Source organism: Janthinobacterium sp. B9-8 (assembly GCF_000969645.2).
GTDB lineage: Bacteria > Pseudomonadota > Gammaproteobacteria > Burkholderiales > Chitinibacteraceae > Iodobacter.
In genome coordinates this window covers 3,051,680-3,073,128 of sequence record NZ_CP014222.1, presented here as the reverse complement: position 1 = coordinate 3,073,128, position 21,449 = coordinate 3,051,680, and the positions used below count along the sequence as shown (strand labels likewise).

18 protein-coding genes are annotated in these 21,449 nt (G+C 48.2%); 10 read left to right on the top strand and 8 right to left on the bottom strand.

Features of this window, described 5'->3' with window-relative positions; translation table 11 throughout:
• Nucleotides 1-160: 160 nt before the first annotated feature.
• Nucleotides 161-493 carry a hypothetical protein gene (locus VN23_RS13810; RefSeq protein WP_156455206.1) on the top strand — a complete coding sequence of 111 codons (333 nt, stop codon included), beginning with the start codon at nt 161-163 and terminating at the stop codon, nt 491-493.
• A gap of 74 nt (nt 494-567) precedes the next feature.
• Here the strand turns inward: VN23_RS13810 and VN23_RS22470 are convergent, their stop codons facing one another.
• From VN23_RS22470 to phoB, 4 genes are all read right to left on the bottom strand, one after another.
• On the bottom strand, nt 568-1,068 hold the full coding sequence (locus tag VN23_RS22470; protein WP_046352411.1) for a metal-dependent hydrolase: 501 nt from the start codon (nt 1,066-1,068) through the stop codon (nt 568-570).
• A gap of 159 nt (nt 1,069-1,227) precedes the next feature.
• Nucleotides 1,228-2,307, bottom strand: coding sequence for a transaldolase (gene tal, locus VN23_RS13800; protein ID WP_046352410.1), 1,080 nt, complete (start codon nt 2,305-2,307; stop codon nt 1,228-1,230).
• A gap of 237 nt (nt 2,308-2,544) precedes the next feature.
• Nucleotides 2,545-3,834, bottom strand: a complete 1,290-nt coding sequence (gene phoR, locus VN23_RS13795) for a phosphate regulon sensor histidine kinase PhoR (protein WP_046352409.1) — start codon at nt 3,832-3,834, stop codon at nt 2,545-2,547.
• A gap of 146 nt (nt 3,835-3,980) precedes the next feature.
• Nucleotides 3,981-4,673, bottom strand: a complete 693-nt coding sequence (gene phoB / locus VN23_RS13790) for a phosphate regulon transcriptional regulator PhoB (protein WP_046352408.1) — start codon at nt 4,671-4,673, stop codon at nt 3,981-3,983.
• A gap of 214 nt (nt 4,674-4,887) precedes the next feature.
• On the opposite strand from phoB, the gene VN23_RS13785 reads away from it, so the two are divergent.
• The 4 genes from VN23_RS13785 to ubiB all read left to right on the top strand — a co-directional run bounded on the left by VN23_RS13785 (nt 4,888) and on the right by ubiB (nt 8,671).
• On the top strand, nt 4,888-5,262 hold the full coding sequence (locus VN23_RS13785; RefSeq protein WP_046352407.1) for a gamma-butyrobetaine hydroxylase-like domain-containing protein: 375 nt from the start codon (nt 4,888-4,890) through the stop codon (nt 5,260-5,262).
• A gap of 202 nt (nt 5,263-5,464) precedes the next feature.
• Complete coding sequence (gene ubiE, locus VN23_RS13780; RefSeq protein ID WP_046352406.1) at nt 5,465-6,202, top strand: bifunctional demethylmenaquinone methyltransferase/2-methoxy-6-polyprenyl-1,4-benzoquinol methylase UbiE; 738 nt, start codon at nt 5,465-5,467, stop codon at nt 6,200-6,202.
• Entirely contained in the window at nt 6,202-6,753 is a 552-nt protein-coding gene (locus VN23_RS13775; protein WP_046352405.1) for a ubiquinone biosynthesis accessory factor UbiJ, read from the top strand. The genes ubiE and VN23_RS13775 overlap by 1 nt, the downstream gene beginning before the upstream one ends.
• 403 nt (nt 6,754-7,156) lie before the next feature.
• On the top strand, nt 7,157-8,671 hold the full coding sequence (ubiB, locus tag VN23_RS13770; protein ID WP_046352404.1) for a ubiquinone biosynthesis regulatory protein kinase UbiB: 1,515 nt from the start codon (nt 7,157-7,159) through the stop codon (nt 8,669-8,671).
• Nucleotides 8,672-8,892: 221 nt separating this feature from the next.
• Here ubiB and VN23_RS13765 read toward each other — a convergent pair whose 3' ends face one another.
• Nucleotides 8,893-9,735, bottom strand: coding sequence for a PhzF family phenazine biosynthesis protein (locus VN23_RS13765; RefSeq protein WP_046352403.1), 843 nt, complete (start codon nt 9,733-9,735; stop codon nt 8,893-8,895).
• A 433-nt stretch (nt 9,736-10,168) separates the two neighbouring features.
• Here VN23_RS13765 and ppc point away from each other — a divergent pair, with 433 nt between their 5' ends.
• The 5 genes from ppc (at nt 10,169) to VN23_RS13740 (ending at nt 18,606) form a co-directional block, all read left to right on the top strand.
• Nucleotides 10,169-12,928 carry a phosphoenolpyruvate carboxylase gene (gene ppc / locus VN23_RS13760; RefSeq protein WP_046352402.1) on the top strand — a complete coding sequence of 920 codons (2,760 nt, stop codon included), beginning with the start codon at nt 10,169-10,171 and terminating at the stop codon, nt 12,926-12,928.
• Between the two features lie 176 nt (nt 12,929-13,104).
• The gene (locus VN23_RS13755) at nt 13,105-13,587 is read left to right on the top strand and encodes a hypothetical protein (protein WP_046352401.1); all 483 of its coding nucleotides are present in this window, start codon (nt 13,105-13,107) and stop codon (nt 13,585-13,587) included.
• A gap of 743 nt (nt 13,588-14,330) precedes the next feature.
• Nucleotides 14,331-16,271, top strand: a complete 1,941-nt coding sequence (locus tag VN23_RS13750) for a glycosyl hydrolase family 18 protein (protein WP_046352400.1) — start codon at nt 14,331-14,333, stop codon at nt 16,269-16,271.
• 128 nt (nt 16,272-16,399) lie between these two features.
• The gene (gene murB / locus VN23_RS13745; protein WP_046352399.1) at nt 16,400-17,416 is read left to right on the top strand and encodes a UDP-N-acetylmuramate dehydrogenase; all 1,017 of its coding nucleotides are present in this window, start codon (nt 16,400-16,402) and stop codon (nt 17,414-17,416) included.
• A 434-nt stretch (nt 17,417-17,850) separates the two neighbouring features.
• Nucleotides 17,851-18,606 (top strand): TatD family hydrolase, encoded by a 756-nt coding sequence (locus tag VN23_RS13740; protein WP_046352398.1) that lies wholly within the window; start codon nt 17,851-17,853, stop codon nt 18,604-18,606.
• A 182-nt stretch (nt 18,607-18,788) separates the two neighbouring features.
• On the opposite strand, the gene trpS is transcribed toward VN23_RS13740, so the two are convergent.
• The 3 genes from trpS to VN23_RS13725 all read right to left on the bottom strand — a co-directional run bounded on the left by trpS (nt 18,789) and on the right by VN23_RS13725 (nt 21,366).
• Nucleotides 18,789-19,796 (bottom strand): tryptophan--tRNA ligase, encoded by a 1,008-nt coding sequence (trpS, locus tag VN23_RS13735; RefSeq protein WP_442905456.1) that lies wholly within the window; start codon nt 19,794-19,796, stop codon nt 18,789-18,791.
• A 242-nt stretch (nt 19,797-20,038) separates the two neighbouring features.
• The gene (locus VN23_RS13730) at nt 20,039-20,836 is read right to left on the bottom strand and encodes a HesA/MoeB/ThiF family protein (RefSeq protein WP_046352396.1); all 798 of its coding nucleotides are present in this window, start codon (nt 20,834-20,836) and stop codon (nt 20,039-20,041) included.
• 128 nt (nt 20,837-20,964) lie between these two features.
• Nucleotides 20,965-21,366 (bottom strand): hypothetical protein, encoded by a 402-nt coding sequence (locus VN23_RS13725; RefSeq protein ID WP_046352395.1) that lies wholly within the window; start codon nt 21,364-21,366, stop codon nt 20,965-20,967.
• Nucleotides 21,367-21,449: the final 83 nt, after the last annotated feature.

Here is a 21,449-nt window from a genome sequence, read left to right as displayed (position 1 = left end):
CAAGCGCTTTTCTTCTCCCACCGGCCCTTGGTGCATGCATTCCAGCCCGCAAAATTTGCAGTCTGTTCTGCTTAAATGGCAATCTGTCTTTCTGCCGTTTTAATCTATTCGTAGTGATTGCATACTGAAGTCATTCCAACAGATTGTTATGGATTTTGCGATGAAAAATATACTAATTGCATTATTACTGCTGGTGCTCGCGGTGTACTTGGGTGCAGATTTTCTTAACCACAATATGAGTTTAAGTTTTAGCGGCGATGGGGATAATTGGCAATGGGCGAGTAGTGGTGCTGATATGCTGATTGCTATTCCCGTCTTACTGATTGTGGGCGCTATTCTATTTTTTGTATTTTCTGGCGTAGCCCTACTTATTTTAGCAATTGGCCTATTCGCCGTATTGGCCTGCCTATTGCCCGCGCTGGTTTCATTGGCTGTGCCGGCATTGATGGTGTATTTGATTTATTTACTGATTCGTAAAGCGAAGAGCGCTTAGGGAATGGCTGAATCTGCATCAGCCCAAGGTTTTTCTGTTTGGGAAATATTGGGCTGATAACAGACAAGAAAAAATCAATTGTTCTTTTTGCGCTTAGTGTAAATACAAATTGCTAAGCTACAAATGGCGAGTTCCAAAGCGAATGACCAATGAAGTATAAAACTTAGCCACCATGGTTTATATAGGGATTTTACTGTAAATAGAGCAAATGGTTTATCAATGAATGGAAAAAACCACCAGATATCCCCAACTATAGTATCTAAAATGATATGTATCATGCAGGATGAGAACGCAATAAGGGTGAGTAATCCCAATTTTTTATGTGAAGAAAAAGCATAAATTGTGTAGGAAATAATAGCCAAAGAAATCCAGAAAAAAGGCCAGTGAGTTATATACTTATGGTGGTGCGTCTGGCGATGGTCAATTAAATAAAAGTATATAAGATCCAAGTCGGGAAGAATCGAGCCTAGTACTGCAGAAAAAATAATAAGACGTGTTGGTATCGCTGTTTTTTTAATGTTTTTTAAAATAGATACAGCGTAGATGTAGCCCGAAGGAATGTGCGCTATGAACATGTTTTTTATTTTCTTTTTATGTGGTTTTGATTAAACTTGGCATCGCCGTTACATACTTATTTTCTGGATACGATAAGACTTTGTAGCCTGCGTATTGTTGTTATCTAGGCAAAAAAAGAGCGCACCCTGTGCGCTCTTTCCATTTCAAATCATCGAGATTTAAGCCGTCAGTGCCAGTAGTTTTACAAAGGCGTCGTCAAATTGCTTCAGGCCTTCGGTTTGTAGCTGCTCGCCTTGCAGGTTGTAGTTAATGCCTAGCTTGCGTAGTGCGGCCATATTGGCAACAGCTTTGTCTGTACCTGTTTCAAGCGTCAGCGCGGCTACGCCGTGGTCGCGGAATAGATCGAGCGTTGCATCTGGCACGGTGTTCACTGTTTCTGGGCCGATCAGATCTGCCACATACATCACATCGCTATAAGCTTTGTTTTTGGTGCCGGTAGAGGCCCAAAGCATACGTTGTGGGTTTGCACCCAGTGCTTTTAGTGCTGCAAAGCGTGTGCCGTGGAAGAGCTTTTTGTAATGCTCGTAAGAGACTTTTACAAATGATTTAGCTACTTCACCGCGCAGAGCTAGCGCCTCGCTTGTGCCAATCGCTTCCAGTTGTGGGTCGATCAGGCTATCTACGCGGGATAGGAATACTGACGCTACGGCGTGAACGCGATCCACTGGCAGGCCAGCAGCAACGCGCGCTTCTAGGCCACGGATATAGGCAGTCAGTACTTCGTCAACGTGTTTGAGGTTAAACATCAGGGTAACGTTGATGTTCAGGCCAGAGGCAATCAGCTCTTCGATGGCGATGATACCCGCCGAGGTAGCAGGTACTTTAATCATTAGATTAGGACGATTAATGGCGGCCCAGAGACGCTTTGCATTAGAGATAGTACCTAAGGCATCGTGCGATAGCGTTGGGGATACTTCTAGCGATACATAGCCATCTTTACCGTTGGTTTCGTCGTAAATAGCGCGGGTTACATCGCAAGCGGCTTGTAGATCAGGGATGACCAGCGCTTCGTAGCGTTGCTCAGCAGTTAAATCTTGTTTTTTTAATTCTGCTAAGTCGCCTGTGTAAAGCGGATCAGAGCTGATCGACTTGAAGAAAATCGCTGGATTAGATGTCACACCGACAATACCGTCTTCTTTCAGAATCTTGGCTAGATCGCCAGATTGGATCAGACCACGCGATAAATTATCCAGCCAGATGCTTTGACCTAGGGGCTTAATTGCAGCGATTTTACTCATGGGTGGCGCCTCAGATTAGAAATAAAAGAAATAAATGCTTCCTTGCAAATTATCCCCCATCCCGAGCCTTTTAGCATTTGTGATGAAACAAAAATTATTACTATTTTTTAAGATTCACGAAGGTTGACATAAGGTGAATCGCGGCAATAGCCATATGCTGTTTGGCAATGGGGAAGGAAATAGCGGGGTAATGAGGAGTAGTTTGCGTGGGCTGGTGTGGCCCACGCAAGATAAAACTTAATTATTGATGACGCGTTGCGGCGGGAATTTCACAGAAAATAAACTCCCTTCCCCTGATTTTGATTGCACCAGAAGCTGCGCCTGATGGCGCTGAATAATATGTTTTACTATGGCTAAACCAAGGCCGGTGCCACCTGTAGAGCGCGAGCGGCCACGGTCGACTCGGTAAAAGCGCTCGGTTAGGCGGGGTACGTGTTCGGGTGAAATACCAATGCCCGAATCCTGCACACTAAATATGCCGTGATCATTGTTTAGATGCCAAGCCAGCGTGATTTCGCCATCATTGGGCGTGTAGCGAATGGCATTAGACACCAGATTACCAAAAGCAGAATGCAGCTCGTCGTGATTGCCTATCAGGCGGATAGCATCTAAATGCCCGATGGTTACAATATGGCGGCCTTGGGATAAGCCTTCAGCTTCGGCGGCCAAAAGGCGCATCAGCTGTGGCACATCGACTTCTTCTTCACGCATTTGCTGGCCACTTTCCAGACGGGAAAGTGTAAGTAAATCGTCAACCAGGCGCTGCATACGCTGGGTTTGATCATACATCAGCTGTAAATGCTGGCCACGGGTATGCGCATCGGTATCGGGCATATCGATCATGGTTTCGATAAAACCACCCACTACCGTTAGCGGGGTGCGCAGCTCGTGCGATACATTGGCTACAAAATCGCGGTGCACAGTTTGCACACGATCTAGCTGGGTAATATCGCGGGATAACAGCAGCTTCCGGCTGGAATCAAAAGGCACAAGTTGCACAGATAAAACTTGCTCCTGCGGGCGATGAGTATGCAGCACTAAAGGATGAGCAAAGTCCTGGCTGCGCAAGTATTCGCGCAGCGATGGATGACGAACAATATTGCTAATCACTTGCCACACATCGCTCACACGGTTGATGGCCATATGCTGGGCGGCAGAGCGATTGCACCATTCGATTCTGTCATGCTCATCCAGAATCACCACCCCATCAGGCAGCGCTTCACTGGCATTGGTAAAGCGATCGAGAGTATTGGTAAGACGCTCTTTAATTTTGCTTTGCAGCCTAACCTGGTTATAAACCCGATCAAAGACTTCCTGCCATAGCAAAATGCCACTGGGCACATTATCAACGCGGGAGTTTTCTACCCAGCGGTGTAAGCGACCAAGATTTACTAAGTGATAGAGAACCGAGCAAGATAACAAGCCTATCGCGGTGGCCATGCCGTAAATCAGACCAAAAAGAGCACCAATAGAGGCAGAAAATATTGCCATTACAAGATAGTGAATCAGAGATCGTAGCCAAAGCATTCGGTTTTATATCCAGAGGAAAAACACTCGCCTTTTTTAAAAGCTAAGGCTTATCTTAAACGTCCAACATTTCCGCACAAGCAATCGGCAGTATTCTCGAAAAGCTTTATGTAAGGATATTATCGCTAAACGAGACAGGCTTGTCGTTAATTATTATGTGCAGAAAGGCGGTAGCCCGTGCCGCGTACTGTTTGAATTAAACGATCAAAATTGGTTGATTCCAAGGCGGATCGCAAGCGGCGGATATGCACATCCACCGTTCGCTCTTCTACAAATACATGATCTCCCCACACATGATCGAGCAATTGCGCGCGCGAATGGACGCGTTCCGGGTGGGTCATAAAGAAGTGCAGCAGGCGAAATTCGGTAGGGCCAAGATCGATGGTTTCGCTATTGCCAGTGACGCGGTGGGTGGCAGGATCCAAGCGCAGACCCTGTACTTCAACCGTGTCATCTGTAATTTGTGGTGCGCGGCGGCGAAGTACAGCCTTAATACGTGCTTGCAACTCGCGTGGGCTAAAAGGCTTGGTAATGTAATCATCTGCGCCCGTTTCTAGGCCGATGACTTTATCTTGCTCGTCCGAGCGGGCGGTGAGCATGATCAAAGGAATTTGCCGGGTGCGCTCTTCAGAACGTAGCTTTTTGGCAAAATCAATGCCAGTCATGCCGGGCAGCATCCAATCGAGCAAAATCAAATCGGGCAGGGCATTACGTACAATGTTTTGTGCGCTTTCTGCGGAGTCGGCGCGCATTACATGGTGCCCGGCCTGGGATAAATTGAAAGCAATCAACTCTTGAATGGCGGGTTCGTCTTCAACAAGTAAGATATTAGCGGGCATAGCGATTGACCTCGCGGAATAAAGTTCCACATTTGTTGCAAGATTAAGGCCTGAATATGTATTTAATATGACAAGTCTGGCAAAAGTGGTCTTATTTTTATTACTTGTGTCGTATTTTTTACACTAAGTGGCAGCGTATTTGGCCGCAAGCTGCTGTTAGCAGGGGCTCGCGCGGGGTATTATGCGGGTGTTACATCAAAGAGCTCTCCTGCACATGTCCGGACTATCAAAAACAACACCTTTACCTGTCGAGATAAAACTTCATCAAGCTTCAAAGCAGCTGGAGATTCATTTTGACGAGGGGAGTAGTTTTATATTGCCCTGCGAATACCTGCGGGTATATAGCCCTTCAGCCGAAGTGCGCGGCCACGGTGGTGGCCCCGGTACATTGCAAGTTGGTAAGGCGGACGTCAATATCGTTGATATTGTGCCGGTGGGCAATTATGCAGTGAAACTGGTATTTGATGATTGCCATGATTCAGGGCTTTATTCCTGGGATCATCTTTATGAGCTTGGGCGTAATCAGGCGGTAAACTGGCAGAATTATTTAGATAAGCTTGCAGAGGCTGGGGCTTCAAGAACTCTGTAAATGGTGCAAACACATAAAACCCAAATCTTAAAATACGGAGGGCATAGGACACACGGAGTTTTACGGAGAAAACCTTATTTACGTATGTTTTTCTCCGTGTGGCTTCGTGTCCTCCTTTGCTCCGTGGTTTAAGATTTGGGTTTAAGAGTTAAAGCGATTTGCGTGCAATGGCGGATGTAAAGCCATCTAATGAGAGAAAATAATGAGCGATCCAAGTACCCATTTTGGTTTTAAAACGGTTAACGAATCCGAAAAAGCGCAAAAAGTCGCTGAGGTTTTTCATTCGGTGGCTAAAAAATACGATGTGATGAATGACTTAATGTCAGGTGGTTTACATCGCATCTGGAAGTTTTTCACCATTGAAACCAGCGGCGTGAAAGCCGGTGACAAGGTGCTGGATATTGCCGGTGGTACGGGCGATTTATCAAAGGCCTTTGCTAAAAAAGTAGGTAAAACTGGCCAAGTATGGCTGACCGATATCAACAGCTCGATGCTGGGCGTAGGGCGTGATCGCCTGCTGGATCAAGGTTATGCCCTGCCCGTGGCGCAGTGCGATGCTGAGAAACTACCGTTTCCGGATAATTATTTTGACTGTGTGTCGGTGGCGTTTGGCCTGAGAAATATGACGCATAAAGATGTGGCCTTGGCTGAAATGTGCCGGGTCTTAAAGCCGGGCGGGCGCTTGCTGGTATTGGAATTCTCTAAAGTATGGGCTCCGCTCAAACCTGCTTACGATATCTACTCGTTTAAATTGCTGCCATTTATGGGCAAGCTGGTGGCAAACGATGCAGATTCTTACCAGTATCTGGCGGAATCGATCCGCATGCACCCAGATCAGGAAACCCTTAAGCAAATGATGAAAGACGCAGGCTTTGGCCGTGTTGATTTCCATAATATGACGGGCGGCGTGGTTGCTCTGCATAAAGGGATAAAAATCTAATGCTACTGGCCGCCGTACTCAATCGCCTTTTGGCGCAGGACGCGGCAGCGAAGGCTGAGCTTGCGCAATTCGTCGGTCGTAGCATCAAGATTTCCCTGCCCTTGGTGAGCGAAACCTTGGTACTGATGAATGACGGCCGCTTGGCAGAAAGCAAGGCCGAAGCAGAAGCCACGCTTGATTTGCCTTTAAGCTTTTTTACCCACCGCATGCAAGATAAAACCGCCGCCGCCCGACATGTGCGCCTGAGCGGCGATAGCGAATTAGGCAGCCGCATTGGCCATGTGCTGAGCGGCCTGCGTTGGGATGCGGCAGAAGAGTTATCCAAGCTGATTGGGGATGTAGCGACGCAAAGACTGGTAAGCATCGCCGGAACAATCGGCGGTATTCCTGGCGCAATGGGCTCTAGGCTGGCGGTGAACTTAGCCGAATACTGGCGTGACGAAGCCCCACTCTTGGCGCATAAGCGGGATGTAAATCAGTTTTGTAATGAGGTGGATGAATTACGCGACGCGCTGGCAAGGTTGGAAAAGCGGGTTGCCAAATTAATGTAGGGGAGTTTCCCCTAAATGGGCTAAGCAAAAGTCAAAAAGACCTTTTTAGTGCCTTCGGCACGTTGATTTAGGTGCGGCATCCCCGCGGGGGACTCACTTCCTTGAACGGCCAGAAATCATAGTACGCAAAGAGGCCGCCCCGACCAGCACGAAACCCTTCGCTGCGGACAGCGGCGGCTGCGGAACTCGCTTCGCTCAGACAGGCATCAAAGAAACCTCGCCCGCTTGTTCCTCGCTTCGGCGTGCTTTAAGGGGAGGATAAAAACCCCGTGCTGAGAGTGTGGCTATTACGTTTTTTCGTTGTTTGCTGAGATAAAACCAAATTTGGTTAGCGCCTATGGGGTTTTACCCGTCCTTCGATGTTAACCCTCTACCTGCATCACTTCTCTCTTAAGTTGAACCAATGCGTCTTTCTCGTTTAATTAAAATTGTCCGTGTGGTTTTTGGCTATGGTCTTGATGAGTTTTTACTCGGCCATGAGCGTGTGCGTGGCTTGGGTAAGTTGATTCAATCTTTACTCTCTAGCCGTGATTTGAGCGCGCCTAGGGCCGAGCGTTTGCGGTTGGCGCTGCAAGAATTAGGGCCGATCTTTGTTAAGTTTGGTCAGGTTTTGTCAACTCGCCGTGATTTGATGCCATTGGATATCGCCGATGAGCTGGCGAAATTACAAGACGATGTGCCGCCCTTTGCCGCAGCGACAGCGGTAGCGGTGATTGAGGCAAGCTTGGGGCGTAAGCTCGATGAGCTGTTTGCCGAGTTTGATCAAACGCCCGTCGCCAGTGCATCGGTGGCGCAGGTGCATAAGGCGCGTTTACATAATGGGCGAGTGGTGGCGGTGAAAGTCTTACGCCCTGATATCTTACCGGTGATTGAATCTGATTTAGCGCTGATGCGCATCATGGCGGTACTGTTAGAAAAACTTTCGGCCGACGGTAAGCGTTTGCGCCCTAGAGAAGTGGTGGCGGAGTTTGATCGCTATCTACATGACGAGCTGGATTTAATGCGCGAGGCGGCGAACGCCAGCCAGCTGCGCCGCAATTTTTTAAACTCTAGCCAGCTCCTAGTGCCCGAAGTCTTCTACGATTTTTGTGCACGTGAAGTGTTTGTGATGGAGTGGATGGATGGCATTCCGGTAGGGCGCATCGACGAGCTGCTGGCCGCTGGGATGGATTTAAAAAAGCTTTCACGCTTTGGGGTGGAAATCTTTTTTACCCAAGTATTCAGAGACGGGTTTTTCCATGCCGATATGCACCCCGGCAATATCTTGGTGGCGGCTGATAATCGCTATATTGCTTTGGATTTCGGGATTGTTGGCACCTTATCTGATAGCGATAAGCAATACTTGGCGATTAATTTTTTGGCGTTTTTTAACCGCGATTATCACCGCGTGGCTACCGCCCATATTGAATCGGGCTGGGTACCAAAAGACACGCGGGTAGAGGAATTAGAAGCGGCAGTGCGCACCGTTTGCGAGCCAATTTTTAACAAGCCGCTTTCGCAAATTTCCTTTGGCCAGGTTTTATTGCGCCTTTTTGAAACCTCGCGCCGCTTTAATGTAGAAATTCAGCCGCAGTTGGTGTTATTGCAAAAAACGCTGCTGAATATCGAGGGCTTAGGCCGCCAGCTCGATCCAGATTTAGACCTCTGGCAAACCGCCATGCCGTTTTTAGAGCGCTGGATGCATGAGCAGATTGGCTGGCGTGGCATGCTGCGCAATCTAAAAAAAGAAGCTCCGCAATGGGCCGCTTTATTGCCGATGTTGCCGCGTAAATTAGGTGAGTTACTCGATCAAAACCCAACAGAGCTGCTGATTACAGGCTATAGCAGCCTGATGTGGGAGCAGAAAAAACGCAACTGGCTGTTGGGTGTGATTGCCGCGCTTTTGGCGGGTATATTGCTAACATGGTGGTTTAAGTAAGATCAGTTAAAACCGAATCTGCCGGATTTACGCAGAACACGGTGTTTCACAAAGGGCCTTAGGCCTAGAGCGAGTACTGTAGGAGTGGCTTGAGCCGCGAATGTTTTGCAGCTCAAGCCATTTCTATAGGCTGTCTGTCTTGTTTCCTATAAGGCAAACAGCGGATACATTCAGCTGTTTGTCCTGCGTTTTAAGTGTTTTCTCGGCCCACAGGCAAAAACTTAAAGCTCCAGCGTTCCCCCGCCTACCCGATGCGTATTGCCGCCCACGCGGATATTGCGCTGTGCATCGACGTCAACGTGAATCACGCTTAGCCGGCTGATTAAGCGATGTATGGTCAGGCCTTGTTCGATGCGTAATGTAAACGGGGCACTTTGCCCTGAAGCCATCAGCCAACCTGCAATATTGGCAGCGCCGGTGCCTGCACCAAAGTCCTCGTACACATGAAAGGCATCGCAGGAAAAAAACCTGAGCGTAATATGATCGCCGTCATTACTCCATACCGCTACCTGCGGTAAATTTTTGCTTGATTCGGCCAGTTTTGCCAAGGATGCAGCCTGGGGCGAAGTTTGTAGTACTGCTTGCTGAGATCGCACCTGCACAATCAGTTGCTCTAGACCGCAATCCACAAATAAAGGCGCGCCAACAATATCGCCTGCTGCAATCCCCAGTGTCATCGCAATTTCTGCATTACTGTGCTGTGCCGGGCGGGTATGCGCGGTGGCGAGCTGGCTCCACCAGCGCTCATTCTGGCGTAATAGCCATGTTTCACCGTGATTCGTTTTAAATGCCTGGGCAGCTAGCCCCGATTCATTGGGGTGTGTGGCTTCGGCAGTGGCCAGCATGGCTTGCACGGAAAAAGGCAGCGCGTGCTGGGTGGAGTGCACATGAACTTGCGTGCCAGTTTGGGCAATAAAAGCGGTTTCTGCTACACCCATTTGGAATGCCAGTGTCTGACGTGTTTGCTCATCGGGCATCTCATCAGGGGTAAACACCACAATCGGGTTTCCACTTAAACGGCGTTCAGCAAAAGTATTAATCAGGTGAAAAGGATAAAGCGTCATAACAGTAGCCCAATAAGTGGATGCAGTAGCGGGTGTGAATGGAATATGTGATCAATTAGATTATTGATTACATGATTATGCCATTAATGCTTTCTATTTTATTTTATTTGCTTACTAATTCCTTTTTTATGTGTTTTGTTTTTACTGGTTTTTGTAAATATTTATAGTTTAAATAGTGAAGCAGCGCAGTGGTTAGCGATTACTTGCTTTGAGTATTTATCTTTTTTTGTAGCAACAAAGGCGTTAAAAACCACACTTTTCTTTTATGCACTGCTAGGGTGTTTTTTATATTTCCTTATAGATCAAACATCTATTTGAAATGTAGTCAGAGCATTTCAAGTACAGATATTTTTATAAATATCTATCAGTGAAAACCGCAGCTTCTTGTTAAAATGAAAATGTTTGCCCGATTCAATCATGAACTGGATTGCTAATGCCCGTACTCGAAACGATTGTTGATAAAGATCTGCCCCTTAAACGGGATCTTGAATTACTCGCTGAACTACTCGCTGCGACCATTCGCGAGCAAGCAGGTATTGCCACTGCCGAGCAGATAGAGTCCATTCGTGAGCTCGCTCTGTCCTATGTGCAAGGAAGCAATCCGGATGCGGGTAAAACATTGGCCACGTCATTATCAGACCTGGATCCTGCCACGACCGTTGCCTTGGTCCGTGGTTTTGGTTACTTCTCGCATCTTTCTAATATTGCTGAAGATTTACATCATAATCGCCGACGTCGTGCACACAAAATTGCAGGCTCTGCGCCGCAGCGCGGTAGCATCGCAGCCGCAATTAACAGCCTGACAGCAAGAGGCGTTAAGGCAACTGAAATTATTGCTATGCTAGGTGAAAGCTTAATTGCACCTGTGCTGACCGCTCACCCAACAGAAGTTAAGCGTAAAACTATTCTGGATTCGCACCGCGCGGTGGCTGGGTTATTGGCCGAGCGTGATCGTTACGCCATGACACCAGAAGAGCTGCTTGATAATAAAGCCGCTTTAGAGCGCGTGTTGCTGGCGCTATGGCAAACGCGTGAGATTCGCACTTTTAAACTCACCGTACAAGATGAGATTGAAAATGGCGCTGCGTATTTCCGCAATACCTTCTTACACGAATTACCGCGCCTTTATTTAGATTTAGAAGACAAACTGGCTGCGCTTTGTGAGCAAAATGTCAGTCTGCCTAATTTTATCCAGGTTGGCAGCTGGATTGGCGGTGATAGAGATGGTAATCCTTTTGTAACCGGTGATGTGTTGCGCTATGCGGTATCGCGTCAGTCTGGTATTGCACTGGATTACTACTATCAGCAGTGCATGAAGCTGGAAAACGAGTTATCGATGTCCACACGGATTGTGGAGGTTGATTCAGCACTGCAAGCGCTGGCCGATTCAGCCACAGACGAGAAAGATCGCAAATCGGAAGAGCCTTATCGCCTGGCGGTATCGGCAGTTCGGGCGCGTATTTTTGCGACGGCGGTTAAAATTGGTACTTTCCATCACCAGTTGCACGATGTGGCTAATGCGCCGGAATACTTTAATGCGCAAGAGTTACTCCATGATTTAGAAGTGATTGCTAGCTCATTAAAAACACATCATGCAGCAATCGTAGCAGGTGGGCGTTTGCGCCGCTTACAGCGTGCTGTATCGGTTTTTGCTTTTCACTTAGCGCCTGTCGATATGCGCCAGCACTCAGGCACACATGAAAAGGTCATTTCAGAGCTATTTACCCATGCCGGGCTTGAAGAATATGTGCGCTTGGATGAAGCATCGCGCCGCAAAGTGTTGCTGCGTGAGCTATCCAGTGCTCGTCCTTTGATGTCGCAATATGTTGAATACAGTAGCGATGTGCAAAAAGAGCTGGATATTTATCGTGCCGCCAGTGAAATTCAGGCGCGCTACGGCGAGGCCGTGCTGCCTAACTACATTATTTCTAACTGTGATTCGGTTTCGGATATGTTGGAAGTTGCGGTATTGATGAAAGAAGTAGGATTGGTGCAATTAGTGCCTAAGCTTTCTTCTAAAATTAATATCATTCCCTTATTCGAAACCATTCCTGATTTGCGCAGTGCTGGCCAGATTATGACCGAGCTGTTTGCAATTCCTCAGTGGCGCAGCCTTTTGGGCTGTCGTGGCGAAGTGCAGGAAGTGATGCTGGGTTATTCGGATTCGAATAAAGACGGTGGTTATCTCACTTCAAATTGGGAGTTATATAAAGCCGAGCTGACACTGGTTGACGTGTTTAAAGCCGCTGGCTTTAAGATGCGCCTGTTCCACGGCCGTGGTGGTACGGTAGGCCGTGGTGGTGGCCCGGCACATGATGCGATTCTGGCCCAGCCAGCGGGATCGGTGAATGGCCAGATCCGGATTACCGAGCAGGGTGAGGTGATTACGGCTAAGTACGCTGATCGTGAAGTAGGCCGCCGTAATCTAGAAATCCTGATTGCAGCAACGCTGGAGGCGAGTTTTCCAGAAGAAGCCCCGCCATCGAATGATGTGCAGGAACGCCGTCAGTTGATGGAAAAACTCAGTCTCTGTGCTTATCAGGCTTATCGTGATCTGGTTTATGCCACTCCTGATTTTATTACCTATTTCCGTGAAGCCACACCGATTAATGAGATTCCTAATCTGAATATCGGCTCTCGTCCGGCAGCGCGAAAGAGCACCAATAGCATCGGTGATTTACGCGCAATTCCTTGGGTATTCTCTTGGAGCCAGTGCCGCTTAATGTTGCCGGGTTGGTATGGTTTTGGCACGGCGATCAGCGAGTATCTTAAAGAATCGGGCGATGAAGGTTTGGCGCTCTTGCAGCAGCTCTACCACGACTGGCCATTCTTTAACTCAACGATCTCCAATATGGATATGGTGCTGGCTAAATCGGATATCGCTATTGCAGCCCGCTATTCAGAGCTGGTGCACGATCAAGAGCTGGCGCAACGTATTTTTGGTCGGATTAAAGCAGAATGGCAGTGCACGATCGATGCGGTGCAAGCCATCTCTAAACATGGCGAGCTGCTGGGGGATAACCCCATGCTGGCACGTAGCTTAGAAAACCGCCTGCCTTATCTAGACCCGCTGAACCACTTGCAAGTTGAACTGCTTAAACGCTTACGCAGTGGCGAAGTGAGTGAAGAAGTGCAGCACGCGGTGCATCTGACCATTAACGGGATTGCGGCCGGTTTGCGTAATAGTGGTTAAGCACGGTTAGATTGGATGAAGCAGAAGTAACAAACCCGGAGCAGACGTGTTGAACACGCGCTCCGGTTTTTTTTGCCTCTGTATTTAGCCTGTGCTACTTTGTCAGGCTAGAATCAGCTTAGATGAATCGTTTTCATCATACTTTGCGGATTGATTTATTCAGGAAATGATTTGTCTTGAAGCCAACTATCTGCCGCTATTTAATTTTTACCCTGTTGCTGGGCCTTGCTTTGCCCGCTGCTGCTGCGGGAAAATTGCCTACCCATTTTGGCGACAAAATGGAGGCGGCTTTGTCTTGCCGTAGTGAATGGTCTAATGAATGGTGGCGCAGTTATTTTCGTCAGTATCTGGGCGATCCTTTACGCGTATGGGGTGAGGCGGAGTGGTTTGAAGCACAAAATGCTTCATTAGGCGGAAATAAAGTCAGCGAGGTGTTTGTTAGCTTACCCAGCTCTGGCGCTTTGATGCTGGGCGTCTTGATTCCCGATCAAATAGAAACCGTGCGTAAGAATATCGAATCGAATATGGGCTTTGTTTTTGTCCCATTAGCGGGGAGCTATCCTCGCTATCTATCTAAATTTGGCAGCGTGCTGGTTGGGCTTCCTAACGATCAAACCAAGTGGTATTGCGCACGCTGGAATCTGGGCAATCGTCCTTGATTCTTCTCTCGCTGATTGTCTGATTGGACATGTTGGTGCTTGCTAGGGTCTGTTGACGCTTCATTCACGGCTGCATTGCAGTTTTGGGGCTGAACAAGGCAACAGACCCTAACCTTTTGTATTTTCTTTTTAAATCAATATTTCATATCTGTTAATACCAATTATAGCTAAGGCATTTTTATGTGCCTCGCCGTTGCACGTTGCTTGGTTTTACTCTTGGTAAGATTACTTTTTATGAATAATTTTGTACGTTTTGTGAAAGCATTGATCGAATATAAGCAGTTTAAGGTATACCTTTTAGGCTAAACACCGAGCTTAATAGCGAAATATTTATGTAATTTTCATAGATAAACTACATAAATAAAACAGGCTTAATTACAAAATATATTTTTTATGTTGCATTGCATCATAAAAATTTTGGCTTTGTTTAAACCTAAAATGGCATTCGCAGGTGAAAATGTTGCAAAGCAATATTTGTATCTCGCTTATGTTATGTAGTTAAAAAAGCATGGTCTGCCATGAAGTTTAGGCGCAGTGTTTTTATTCATCATTGAGTGCTTGACAAGAAAAATAGAATGGTGAGTAATGAATCCCGTCACGATCGGTTACATAGAGAAGCGGCGCGACAATGCCCTGAATACCAGCAAAGCTTTCGTAGAATTGACAGCTTGTAGGATGGCGGTAATACCAGTTGAGATGCGTGAATAACGCCAATCAGTCTAAAGAGGATGGAGACTCCCTTTATGTCGAACTTCAGTCGTTTAGCAGCAATTCCTGCTGCATTTATTGCAATGCAAGCTTTTGCGGCACCTGCTTGGGATGCTGCAACGACCTATACCGGCGGCCAAGTTGTAAGCCATGCCGGTAAGGATTGGAAAGCCCAGTGGTGGACTAAGGGCAATGTACCTGGCGCTGAGCAGTGGGGCCCTTGGGCTTTACAAACCGGCACAACACCAACACCTGCGCCAACACCTGTTCCTACTCCGGTGCCAACGCCTAGCCCTGTTCCAACTCCCGTACCTACCCCATCGCCCTCTGTTTGTTATGTAACATGGACTGCCACAACCGCTTATTCGGGTGGCCAGTCTGTGACGCATAAAGGTCGCAATTACAAAGCGCAGTGGTGGACACAGGGCGACGATCCGTCGACCAATGTGGGTGCAGGTAAGCCTTGGCTTGATTTAGGTGCTTGTTCAGGCCCGACACCGGCACCAACTCCGGTGCCAACGCCAGTTCCTACTCCGGTGCCAACACCTGTACCAACGCCAGTTCCGACTCCGGTACCAACACCTGTACCAACGCCAGTTCCGACTCCGGTGCCAACACCAGTGCCAACACCAACACCAACACCAACACCAACACCAGTGCCTACACCAGTGCCTACACCATCAGGCAATATGCAAGTGGGTTCTTACTTTGCGCAGTGGGGCATTTATGGCCGCAACTATCTGGTGAAGCAAGTTCAGACCAGTGGCTCTGCAGCTAAGATGACTTTTTTGAATTACGCTTTTGGCAATATCTATGCCAAAAACGGTGGTTACGAATGTGGCATCGTCACTAAGGCAGAAAACGGTGGCCAGGATGGTGGTGACGGCTGGGCTGATTACCAAAAAGGCTTCGGCGGTGGCGATTCGGTTGACGGCGTGGGCGATGTTTGGGGCGAAGATGGTAAGGGTGGCCTGAAAGGCAACTTTAACCAGCTTAAAAAACTGAAAGCTAAAAACCCGAATCTGAAAGTATTTATCTCCTTAGGCGGCTGGACTTGGTCTAAGTGGTTCTCTAACGCCGCAGCAACGGATGCACTGCGTAAGCAGCTTGTTTCTAGTTGCATCGACGTTTACATCAAGGGTAATTTGCCATATGACGGTGGCTCTAACTCTGGTGGTAAAGGTACCGCTGTTGGTGTATTCGACGGGATTGATATCGATTGGGAATACCCAGGCGTGCAAGGGATAGGCACTAACACGGTGTCTGATGCTGATAAGCAAAATAACACCCTGCTGCTTAAGGAATTCCGCACTCAGCTGGATGCATTGTCTGCAACAACAGGCAAGAAATATGCTCTGACTGTAGCGATTGGCGCAGGTGCTGAAAAAATCGCAATGACCGAGCCTGGCGAGTACAGCAAGCATCTCGACTGGATCAACTTGATGTCTTACGATTTCAACGGCGGCTGGGATGCCAAGGGCCCGACAGACTTCCAGTCTCACCTTTACAATGATCCTGCCAGCCCGCGTTATATCGATCCTAAAACAGGTAAGCCGGGTTTAGCTGCGCAATACAATATCGATAGCGCAGTGAAAAACTTGGTTGCAGCAGGCGCACCGGCTAGCAAAATTGTCCTAGGTATTCCTTTCTACGGCCGCGGCTGGACAGGCGTTCCTAATGTCAATAACGGCCTGTACCAATCTGCAACTGCAGCAGCTAAGGGTACTTACGAAGCAGGGATTGAAGACTACAAAGTCTTGAAAAATGCTGCGGGTTCGGTGTTTGTCCATCCAATCACTAAGCAATCGTGGAAGTATGATGGCAGCACATTCTGGTCTTATGACACGCCAGAAGTTATCCAGGCCAAGCTTGATTATGTAAAAGCCAATGGCTTGGGCGGCGCATTCAGCTGGTCGCTGGATGGGGATGATAGTGCGGGTACTTTGATGAACGCGATGAGCAAAGTTCGTCAGTAAGATTACAAAAAATCTAGTCAGTCTATTAGCAAGCTAGCTAGACTCTTAACCCCCATGTTTAGGCATGGGGGTTTTTTTTGTCTGAGTAGGGGATAATCACCCCTTTGCTGATTTGATCCTAAGCGCCGATGCTGCCTATCCAATTTAATGTCGATCTAAAAAACGCCAATACACTTGGTCTACCCGCCACCGCCAGTCACTTTCTTTCACTGGACGACCCTGCCCAATTAATCGAACTGAGTCAAAATAGCGAGTTAAAAGCGCTGCCTTGGCGTGTTTTAGGTGGGGGAAGCAATTTGGTGCTGCCAGAAGAAATCAATGCGCTGGTGATTGCTGTGGCACTAAAGGGGCGGCGTTTGCTGCGTGAAGACGATGAAGCTTGGTATGTGGCCGCCGCAGGTGGTGAAAACTGGCATGAATTTGTGCAGTGGACTCTGGCTCAGGGCTGGGCTGGTTTAGAAAACTTATCACTCATCCCTGGCACCGTCGGTGCTGCACCGGTGCAAAATATTGGCGCTTATGGGGTGGAAGTAAAAGACTGCCTATTTGAGCTGACGGCCTATAGCCTAGCAGATGGCCATGCCCGTGTTTTTAGCGTAGCAGAATGCCAGTTTGCTTACCGGAATAGCTGTTTTAAACAAGTCGAAGCAGGGAAGTGGCTGATTGGCGAAGTGGTGTTTAAATTAGCAAAGTGCGTCAGCATCAAAACTAATTACGGCGATATCGAGCAGGAGCTGGCGACGCTGGGCCAGCCACGATCGGCCAGCGCCGTTGCTCAAGCAGTGATCAAGGTGCGCCAGCGCAAATTGCCCGATCCGGCGGTGATTGGTAACGCGGGTAGTTTTTTTAAAAACCCTATTGTGGCAAGTGAGCTGCGTGAGCAGGTTTTAGCCGCGTATCCAGAGCTGGTTTCTTATCCAGCAGGGCCAAATCATTACAAGCTGGCCGCAGGCTGGCTGATTGAACGAGCCGGCTGGAAAGGCCGCCAACTCGGGCCGGTGGGTATGTACCAGAAACAAGCTTTGGTGCTGGTGAATCATGGTGGCGCTACGCAAAACGACGTGGCAAACCTCACTACCGCTGTACAAGCCGATGTGAAAGAAAAATTTGGCGTAGAGCTGGAGGCAGAACCGGTTTGGTGGTGAGGACGATTTGTCGGGCGGGTGAAACTCGCTAGGTTTTTGCATATAGCATCTTAAAATGGTGGGTGTAGCCATGTGCGTTAAGTAAAGTCAAAAAGGCACTTTTTAATGCCTTCGGCACATTGATTTAGGTGCGGGATCCCCGCGAAGTACTTGATTTCTGCTTCGCCAAGAAAGTAAGCAAAGAAGGCGACCCCAGCCAGCACGAAGGCCCCTCATCTGCGGACAATCGAGCGGTGACTGCGGAACTCGCTTCGCTCAAACAGGCATCAAAGAAACCCCGCCCGCTTGTTCCTCGCTTCGGCGTGCTTCAAGGGGATTCTTAAGCCCCATGCAAAGAGCGGGGTTAGTACATTTTTTCGTTGTTTGTGTAAATGGGCTGGCAACTACCCAGCCAACTCACATACCCTAGGCCCACCCGCCAAAGGAACTAATTTATGTGGATAGACACTCATTGCCATTTAGATGCTCCTGAATTTGCCGCCGACCGAGATGAGCTTGTGGCGGCAGCAAGGCTGGTGGGCATTGAGCAAATTGTGGTTCCGGCAGTGAGCGAGGCGACTTTTGCCGATGCGCTCACGATGCGCGAGCGTTATGGCTGCTTTCCGGCTTTTGGTCTGCACCCGATTTATACAGCAGTGCATCGTGATGAGCATCTGCTGACTTTGCAGCATTATTTAGAGCAGCATCGCCCTGTGGCCGTGGGCGAAATCGGTCTGGATTTTTATGTGCCTAATCTGGACGCCACAAGGCAGGTAGCGCTATTTGAAGCTCAGCTTAAGCTGGCCCGGGATTTTGATTTACCTGTACTGCTGCATTTGCGCCGTGCTCAGGATCAGGTGCTTAAGTATTTACGCAAATGGGGAGTAAAAGGCGGCATCGCCCATGCCTTTAATGGCAGCGTGCAGCAGGCTGAAGTCTTTATCTCTCTGGGGTTTAAGCTGGGTTTTGGCGGGGCAATGACTTATGCAGGCTCGCAACGGATACGCAAATTAGCCAGTGATTTGCCGCTGGAGGCTTTAGTTATGGAAACCGATGCGCCGGATATCCCGCCTGCGTGGCTGGATCGCCAACGTAACCAACCCGCCGAACTCGTTAAAATGGCCGAGGTGCTGGCAGAGTTACGTGGGATCAGTTTAGAAGAATTAGCAGCTGCCACGACTGCCAATGCAAGGGCGGTGCTGCTGCTGTAATTGACGGCATAAAAAACCCAAATCTTAAAACACAGAGGGCACAGAGAACATGAAGTTTTACGGAGAAAACCTTACTTGCTTATGTTTTTCTCTGTGATCCTCCGTGTCCTCCTAAACTCCGTGTTTCAAGATTTGGGTTTTATTAATCTGGTGAAGTTTTTGTTGCTACTAGAGTTGCTGAGTTAGCTAAAATAGTCCAACTCCAGTGCTGATTTCACCTCTGCCAAAGTGCCTGCGGCGACGGTGCGTGCATGAGCTGTGCCGGCTTTTAAGATTTGCATCACATGTGCCGGATCTTTGGCAAGCTCCAGACGGCGGTTACGGATGGGGGCGATCAATTCTTGCAAGCGTACTTCTAAGTGCTGCTTAATCACCGAGTCCGCCAAGCCACCTTTACGGTATTTGGCTTTTAAGTCATCTACAAAGCTGATATCTGCTTCAAATGCATCAAGGAAAGTAAATACAGCATTGCCCGCTACCTGCCCAGGGTCGTTAATTTTTAAGTGCTTGGAATCGGTGTACATGCTTTTTACAAACTGAGTAATTTCATCCGGGCTAGCTGATAAATGCAACGCATTGCCCTGAGATTTACTCATTTTAGATTTTCCGTCTGGCCCTGGCAGGCGGCCTGTTTGCGGAATAATGGCGCGTGTTTCCAGCAAAATATCTTTGCCCGCCAGTGCATTAAAGCGGCGAACAATTTCATTGGTTTGCTCAATCATTGGTGCCTGATCGGCCCCTACCGGAACGGCCGTGGCTTTAAAGGCGGTAATATCAGCGGCCTGGCTTACCGGGTAGGTGAGAAATCCAGCGGGAATATCCCGCTGGAAGTTCTTTTGGCGGATTTCTTCTTTTACCGTCGGGTTGCGCTCTAAACGGGCTACGGTGACCAGATTCATAAAGTAGTAAGTCAGCTCGGATAATTCCGGCACTTGCGACTGAATGAAAATAGTATTTTTAGCGGGGTCTAAGCCTACCGCAAGGTAATCAAGCGCGACTTCCAGTACATTGCGATGCACTACATCGTGATCGGTATCGGTGAGCGCCTGAGCGTCGGCCAGCATTAAGAATTGCGTATGTTTATCTTGAAAGGTAAGACGATTTTGCAATGAGCCTACAAAGTGGCCTAAATGCAGTGGTCCAGTGGTGCGGTCGCCCGTCAGAATAATATGCGAAGTCATGTTCTCGATCCTTGTTTGGATTAAAGCCGCCGAGCCCATGGGTAGTGTAGATACAACAATGCCGCCTGGACCGGCGGCATTGTTCAATTAAATGAGTCTAAGCCGCCAGTAAGATATAGTGGCGGTAATACCAGTTATGGGCTGGGGATGTAACAAAAAGGGTGGGTTGCGCTGCTTTCATGGCCATCACTATTGCAGCTTTTATGCCGTCTGTCTACCGTGTTTGATTACTTAATGATAACTATTATTATTTAAGTTTTGTTACGGCCGCATACTGGGCAGGCCGGATCTTGTTTATAACGCATTTCCCGCCATTGCATATTGCGGGCGTCTAATAGCTGTAATCTGCCAAGCAAAGGGCTGCCCAGCTCAATGATGACCTTAAGTGCTTCTGCTGCTTGTGCTGCACCAATCATCCCTACTAGCGGGGCAAACACACCAAAAGTTGCACATGGGCCATCGCTTGCTTCGCCTTCTTCACCAAACAGGCAGTGATAGCAGGGGGCATTATTCACACGGGCATCAAAAGTGGTGAGTTGCCCGTCAAAGCGCACTGCAGCCCCGGAAACGAGCGGCACTTTATGCGCTACACAAGCACGGTTTACCGCGTGGCGAGTCGCAAAATTATCACAGCAATCCAGCACAATATCGGCAGCGGCCACGAGTTGAGCGAGTTCTTCGCCCATCGCCCTTGTTTTGACTGCGTTGACCTTGATGTGTGGATTAAGTGCATGGATGGTTTGTGCGGCCGATTGCGCTTTATTCTGACCAATATTGGCGGTTGTGTGGATGATCTGACGCTGCAAATTAGATAAATCAACCAGATCATCATCAACAATCGTTAGCGTGCCCACTCCAGCAGACGCCAGATAAAGCGCCGCTGGCGATCCTAAGCCGCCTGCGCCGATCACAAGCACATGGGCCTGGCTGATTTTCTCTTGTCCTTCAATACCGATTTCATCGAGCAGAATATGACGGCTGTAGCGTAGCAGCGCTGCGTCATCAAGGGCGTCTTCAGGATTGCTAGGGAGATTTGGGCAGAAGCTCATGGCAGAAAATCATCATAAAGAGTGAGAAATTATACGAGAAGGGGAGGAACGCGGCGCTATGCTTTCATTGCAAATTTGTTTTTCTTTATTTTTTGAATTTTAAAATTTAGTTTTTAATAAGCAGGCTCTTACAAATATCGCCGTAATTCTTCTGGCGTCTCATCATGATCACCATGCGGATGATTGTCCCAGACTTTGACAAAGACATCGCGGCTTTTGATATTGTGGATGGGGATTTCTAAATTACTGCGCTCGATATCTTCGCAATAATGGGCGAGGGCGCGTTTGATTTTACTCAGGATGCTTTCATCTAAATGAAAGCCAGCCTGTTTTAAATGAGCTTCAATCGATTTTAATGTGTGTTCAGTGGGTGCGTAGTACACGCTAATACGATGGGTGGAGTTTGAGTATTGGACGCTTATTTCAAGCGTATCTTTCAGGTAGCAGGCAGCTTGTTCGGCTTGATCAGTAGGGAGGGGGTAGAGGTAAATATCATGATGCTTAGAGAGTTTGTTAGCGCTGGGTTTCATGGCCATTCTCCAAACAGGGTGTTTCAGTTTAGACCCGCTGACTGAGCATAAGTAAAAAAAACAGCTCCCTAGGGAGCTGTTGG